The sequence below is a fragment of the Okeania sp. SIO2B9 genome (assembly GCF_010672505.1).
GTDB lineage: Bacteria > Cyanobacteriota > Cyanobacteriia > Cyanobacteriales > Microcoleaceae > Okeania > Okeania hirsuta.
On the sequence record NZ_JAAHGK010000295.1, the window covers coordinates 1 to 6,630 of the forward strand.

Annotated in this window: 4 protein-coding genes; 2 read left to right on the forward strand and 2 right to left on the reverse strand. The window is 37.5% G+C overall.

Annotated elements, in window-relative coordinates:
* On the forward strand, window positions 1-921 hold a 921-nt coding region (gene hpsO, locus F6K13_RS12485; RefSeq protein ID WP_287287517.1), incomplete at its 5' end, for a hormogonium polysaccharide biosynthesis glycosyltransferase HpsO.
* Between the two features lie 330 nt (window positions 922-1,251).
* Window positions 1,252-3,852 carry a M1 family metallopeptidase gene (locus F6K13_RS12490; RefSeq protein WP_124142873.1) on the forward strand — a complete coding sequence of 867 codons (2,601 nt, stop codon included), beginning with the start codon at window positions 1,252-1,254 and terminating at the stop codon, window positions 3,850-3,852.
* Window positions 3,853-4,416: 564 nt separating this feature from the next.
* Here F6K13_RS12490 and F6K13_RS12495 read toward each other — a convergent pair.
* A complete protein-coding gene (locus tag F6K13_RS12495) occupies window positions 4,417-5,556 on the reverse strand; it encodes an ATP-binding protein (RefSeq protein ID WP_205127203.1) in 1,140 nt (379 codons plus the stop codon).
* Window positions 5,517-6,533, reverse strand: coding sequence for a HAMP domain-containing sensor histidine kinase (locus F6K13_RS12500; protein WP_205127202.1), 1,017 nt, complete (start codon window positions 6,531-6,533; stop codon window positions 5,517-5,519). Before F6K13_RS12500 ends, F6K13_RS12495 begins: the two co-directional genes overlap by 40 nt.
* Window positions 6,534-6,630: the final 97 nt, after the last annotated feature.

Consider the following 6,630-nt stretch of genomic DNA (forward strand, 5'->3'; position numbering starts at 1 on the left):
AGTTTACTAAGAAAATTCAAGCCCGACATTATTCAAGTAGAACAGGGTTCTAAAGCTTTAACTTATGCTCAATTTATTACTTTTAATAAACTTTTAGGACTCAAAGCAAAAAATCTCTTTTTTACTTGGTGGAATCTACCTTATGAACTTAAGTTTCCCATTTCTTTACTAGAATCTTATAATCTCAAAAATACTGATGGAATTGTTGCTGGAAATAAAGATGGAGAAGATATTTTAAGAGAACGAGGCTACAAAGGGCCGATTAAAGTCATGCCTCAATTGGGAGTAGATGAAAGTTTGTTTAAACCAGAAACACAACCAGAATTAAAAGATAGTTTGGGAATTAAAACTGATGATTTTGTGGTGGGTTTTGTAGGTCGTTTTGTTGAGGAAAAGGGCTTACTCACATTAACTGAAGCCTTGGGAGGTTTACAAGAAAAACCTTGGAAATGGTTATTATTAGGAAGGGGTGAATTACAATCAACTTTATTAGAAAAAGCAGCAAAATTAGGAATTAAAGAGAGGCTAATTTTAGTAGAAAGTGTTCCCCACGACCATGTACAAAAATATATTAATCTGATGAATACTTTAGTATTGCCATCAGAAACTACTTATAAGTTTAAAACTTTAACTTCTGTGGGTTGGAAAGAGCAATTTGGTCATGTTTTAATTGAAGCAATGGCTTGTCAAGTGCCTGTAATAGGTTCTGATTCTGGAGAAATTCCTTATGTAATTGGGGATGCTGGTTTGGTATTTCCAGAGGGAAATGTTGAGGAATTGAGAAGTTGTTTAATGCAGTTGATGGAGCAAAAAGAATTAACTGAGGAATTAGGGAAAAAGGGTTATGAAAAAGCAATGAATCAGTATACAAATCAAGCTTTAGCCAGACAGTTATTTAATTTTTATCAGGAGTTAGTATAGTTTTTTTGATAGCGCTATATTATACAGCGGTTTTCATTTTGGTAGACTACTATTAACAATTAAATATTCCTAGTGCGGGCATCTTGCCCGCCATAGCATCTTGCCCGCCATAACATCTTGCCTGCTATGGGTGTACCTCACCCCTAGTGGAATCTGCTGTATGTATTACTGAATACAAATTTTGAGAATATTAAATTCGTATCAATCCCAGGATTAAGCTGTAGGATAATTGTATAATGGTATTTTACAATAATCTAGGTATTGCTGTCAGGGCTACGACTAACAGATATACTAGATTTTTGTCCAATACATATCAATAAATCACATCGAATGTCCAATATTTACTTTGATTCTGAAAATAATTCCAAATCTTTTGAATTACCAGGTGCTAAACCCCATTATAACCCTGATAGTCCAGGCAAAGTAGAACATATTTTCCTCGATCTAGAACTCGACATTCCTAATCACAGTTTTCATGGCAATTGTATCATTAGTTTAAACCCTGTACGGAGTGGGATTGATAAATTAACTCTTGATGCAGTTGAATTAGAAATTAAATCTATAAAAGTTAACGACACTGAACAAACTTTTGACTATGACGGCGAAGAATTACAGATTTATCTACAACCAACGACTGAAGCAGGTAAACGAATAAAAGTAGCGATCGCCTACGCGGCCAACAACCCTCAACGAGGGATCTATTTCATCACTCCTGACAAACATTATCCAAACAAACCCACCCAAGTCTGGACTCAAGGCGAAGACGAAGACTCTCGTTACTGGTTTCCCTGTTTCGACTACCCCGGTCAACTATCGACATCAGAAATTCGTGTCAAAGTACCCCATAAATTTATTGCTATCTCCAATGGTGAACTTATTAACACCGAAGAAAGTGAAGATAACAAAACTTATCATTGGATGCAAAAACAAGTTCACCCTACATATTTAATGACTTTAGCAGTGGGTAAATTTGTCGAATTTAAAGATGAATGGAATGGTATACCCGTTACTTATTATGTAGAAAAAAAACGTCAAGATGATGCTCTACGAACTATGGGCAAAACTCCCCAAATGATAGAATTTTTTAGTCAAGAATTTGGCTATAAATATCCCTATCCTAAATATGCTCAAGTTTGCGTTAATGAATTTATTTTTGGAGGGATGGAAAATACCTCTACAACTTTACTAACAGATAGATGTTTACTAGATGAAAGAGCAGCTTTAGATAATCGTAATTCTGAAAGTTTAGTTGCTCACGAACTTGCCCATCAATGGTTCGGCGATTTAATTGTAATTAAACATTGGTCTCATGCCTGGATTAAAGAAGGAATGGCTACCTATTCAGAAGTATTATGGACAGAGCATGAATATGGTCAAGATGATGCTGCTTATTATCGATTGAAAGAAGCTCGAAGTTATATTGCTGAGGATAAGTCTCGCTATCGTCGTCCGATTGTTACTAATGTTTATCGGGAAGCAATAGAGCTTTATGACCGTCATCTTTATGAAAAAGCTGCTTGTGTTTATCACATGATTAAAACTGAATTAGGAGATGAATTATTTACAAAAGCTATTCATACTTTTGTGGAAAATAATGCTCATAAAACGGTGGAAACTATCGATTTATTAAGAGCAATTGAACAGACAACAGGACGGAATTTATTATTCTTATTTGACCAATATGTTTTTCGGGGCGGTCATCCTGATTATCAGGTTAATTATGTTTGGGATGGTGATAGTAAATTAGCTAAAGTAACAGTTAAACAAACTCTGGTAAATAATGATAAAAATGGGGATTCAAGTAAAGAATTATTTGACCTAAAAATTCCTATTGCTTTCGGTTATCTCAAAGAAGAAAAGCCAGAATTGACAACTTTTACTGTACGAATACATGAGCAGGAACAAACCTTTTATTTTCCCCTGGCAGAAAAACCAAAATTTATCAGCTTTGATGTTGGTAATAACTATCTCAAAACAGTGAAATTGGCATATCCATTGGCGGAGCTAAAAGCACAATTACAATTCGATCCAGACCCTATATCTCGTATTTATGCTGCCGAAGCGTTGGTGAAAAAGGGTGGTTTAGAAGTTGTGAAAGTATTATCAAAAGCGCTGATAGAGGAATCTTTTTGGGGCGTGCGTGTTGAAGTAGTGAAGCAACTGGCAAAAATTCAACTAGACCAGGTCTTTGATAGTTTGGTTACAGGTTTAAACGACGAAGATGCTCGCGTGCGTCGTGCTGTGGTGGAAGCACTAACACAAATAAAAACCAATAAAAGTTATCAGCAACTAAAATCTATAGTGAAAAATGGCGATGCTAGTTATTATGTAGAAGCTGCTGCTGTGTCTGGAATTGGGGATATTGCTGCTGCCAATGCTAACTCCGATCAAAAGCCAACTCAGGAAAAGGTAATTAAATTGTTGAAGTGGGTATTGGCAGAAAAACGGGGTTGGAATGAGGTCGTGCGTTCTGCTGCTATATCAGCGTTGAGTAAGATGAAGACTTCTGAAACTGCTCTAAATCTGATTTTGAAATATACTGTTCTTGGCGTACCGCAGACGTTACGTTTGAGTGCTATTCGGTCTCTAGGGACAATTTCTACTGCTCAGTCTCCTGTTAATTTGGAACGTATTTTGCAACGACTAACGGAATTATCACGGGAAAATTTTTTCTTAACTCAGATGTCTGTAGTAGCTGCTTTGTCGCAAATGGAAACTGCTACAGCGATTTCAATTTTGCAGAGTATAGTCGATCAAACTACTGATGGTCGAGTACGTCGTCGAGCTGAGGAAGCGGTACAGAGAGTGCAGAAAAATATTGGTTCTGATAAGGCTTTGAAACAGTTACGTCAGGAATTTGATAAGATTAAAAAGGAAAATCAGGAATTGAAAAGTCGTTTGGAAAATTTGGAGGCTAAGGCTAAAGAATAAAGAAGGTTGTAGGTGGTAGGTATTAGGTGGTAGGTGAAAAGTCTGAGGAAAATATGGGTCTCAAGCATTGTTCTTGTCATATCAAGTTCTACTGATTAACCACAATATAAAAAGATAAAAAAGATGGCATACTCCTCAAGAGTCATCTTAAGATGACTTAAACTATTAGCCAAGGATTTAAATCCTTGGCTTGGCGAACCATATCATCCGCCAAGAAATTTATTTCTTGGATCAAAGCAGAAGTCATCTTTAGATGACTAAAGATAGCTAATTTATTATGGCTAATGAATGAGACTTGATATAAGACTACTTTTACGACAATAGCTAATAGGTTAAGGAAGCTTTGTGATTCTAATAATTTATTTCGGTGTATTGAGGACGGAGAAAAGATCAACACACTACCTACAACCATTCACCCATCATCAGAATTAGGCGTTGCATATTTGCGTATTGCAAGGAGTGTGGGGAGTGTAGGGGACCTTACATAGAGTGCGCATTGGAATTCTTGTTTGAGAAAAACAGGAAGTATAAAGATGGGTTACTTTTTCTGCAAAGATTCATCCATTAGTTCAGCAACGCCGAATCAAGATACTCTTTAATGAAAGTTTTCAACCGTTTAAGTTGGAAACTATTCGCCAATTGCAAAATTTCTTGGGCAAAAGGAGTTAAAGTAACATCCGATTCTAGAAGCTGTTCAGCAACTTCCACAATACCTTGAATATCGCCATCTTCTACTAAAGTGAGTAATTCTTGTAAGACTTCCATAGCTGGAGAAACAATTTCTTCACTTTTTCTAACCTCAGTCACCTGAGCTGATGCTGCGGTCTTTTGCTCATAAACCCACTCTAAGTCAAGACACTGCTGTAAAATTTCTAATAATCTGTCAGTCTGTATAGGTTTGGGCAAAAATACATCAGCTCCGTTATCAATTGCCTCTTGTTGATTACTTTCAAACACACTAGCAGAAGAAGCGATCGCCACTACATCCTTCAACTTTTCCGAACTGCGGATATATTTAAGTAATTCATAACCATTCATTACTGGCATCATTAAATCAGTAATCACCACATCCGGCAGAGATACCATCATTTTTTCTAGAGCTTCCTTTCCATTTTTCGCTTCACTCATTTCAAAGCCAAGCATTTCTAGCAAGATCACCACCACCGAGCGATTTTCCGAACGGTCATCAACAACTAAGACACGACATTTTTTACCTTGATAACCCAATATAGTTCCCTGCTTCACAGTTCTCGAAGCCACTGCCCATTCTTTTGCTTCTGGAACTTCCACATCAAACCAGAAAGTACTGCCTTTACCTACTTCACTCTTTACTTCCAGTTGACTACCCATGAGTTTGACAATCTTTTGACTAATGGCTAACCCCAAACCTGTGCCTTCTGTCTGTTTTTTGCAGTCACCCACCTGTTCAAATGGCAGGAATATTTTCTCTTGTTGTTCTGGGGTCATACCTACTCCTGTATCTTTAACTTCAAAGTTGAGGCGATATTGGTCTGACAATTTTTGTGCGGTGACGCTAAAGGTAACGCTACCAATATCGGTAAATTTAATCCCATTGCTCAGGAGATTGATCAATACCTGCTGTAGTCGTTTTTCGTCAGCGCAAATGCCTATAGGTAAATTTTTATCGGGGGAGTAGTAAAAATTTATGCCTTTTTGTTCGGCTCGAATGCGACATATTTCCACCACTCCTTGGAGAAAAGAGGGAAAAGAAACTCGCTTGCCAAGAGGTCGAGTTTGCCGGCTTCAATTTTGGAGAGGTCGAGAATATCATTGATTAATTTCAGTAAGTGAAGACCACATTGTTTGATAATATCAAGACCTTTGTTTTCTTCCTCACTCATGGTTTCAGAATACTGAAGGATTTGAGCATAGCCAAGGATACCATTGAGGGGGGTGCGGAGTTCATGGCTCATATTGGCAAGAAATTCACTTTTGGCTTGGTTGGCTGCATTAGCAGTTTCTTTCGCTTGTTCCAATTGCCAGATGTAAGCTTGTTCTTCGGTCATTAACTGTTTGACACGGCAGATCAGTTGATTTAGGGATGTTGCTAATACACCTACTTCATCATTAGTTTGAACTGGTACTTGCAGATTGAAGTTAGAATCACGAGTAACTAATTGAGCAACATCTGTAACTGTTTGCAGTGGCTTGGCGATTGCATGACTGGTATATAAAGCTAGAATCAGAGCCACCCCTCCTGAAAGGCCAAAGCTAAAAACAATGATTTGATTTCGTAGAAGTTGGGCATTATTTAAGGCTTGCTCGGCATCTATTTCTCTTTGAATTGTGAGCTGATAAAACTCTCCCATCATATCGGGAGCTTCAATAAAAGCAACAAATTCTGGACTTTTAACTAAATTTATCAAGAGTTGTTCAGCAGTTTCTAAACCCTCAAGTTTCTGGGTCAGGGGTTGTACTGTTTTTGTAAAGGTAATTGCACGCTCCCTAAACTCCTCAACAGTTACTGCATAGTCTTCTAAAAAAGCTTGCAAATCTTTGAGGGTTGCTGGTTTTCCAGAATTATTGTGTTTAGCGAGCAAATCCTGAATATTTTGCAGTCGTTTGAGCAAAGCACCACTCTCTCGACGAAAAGCTTCAGGGTCTTGAAGGTAAGGAGCAAGTTGTTTAGCCAGGGAAAACGCATCTAATTTTTTTGACAAATGACCAAAAATAAAATTTCAAATGGAGAATATGCGATCGCGTTGCGGACTGGCAGTCTATCGCTTCTCAAATCACTGTCAAAAATACCAAAATTTT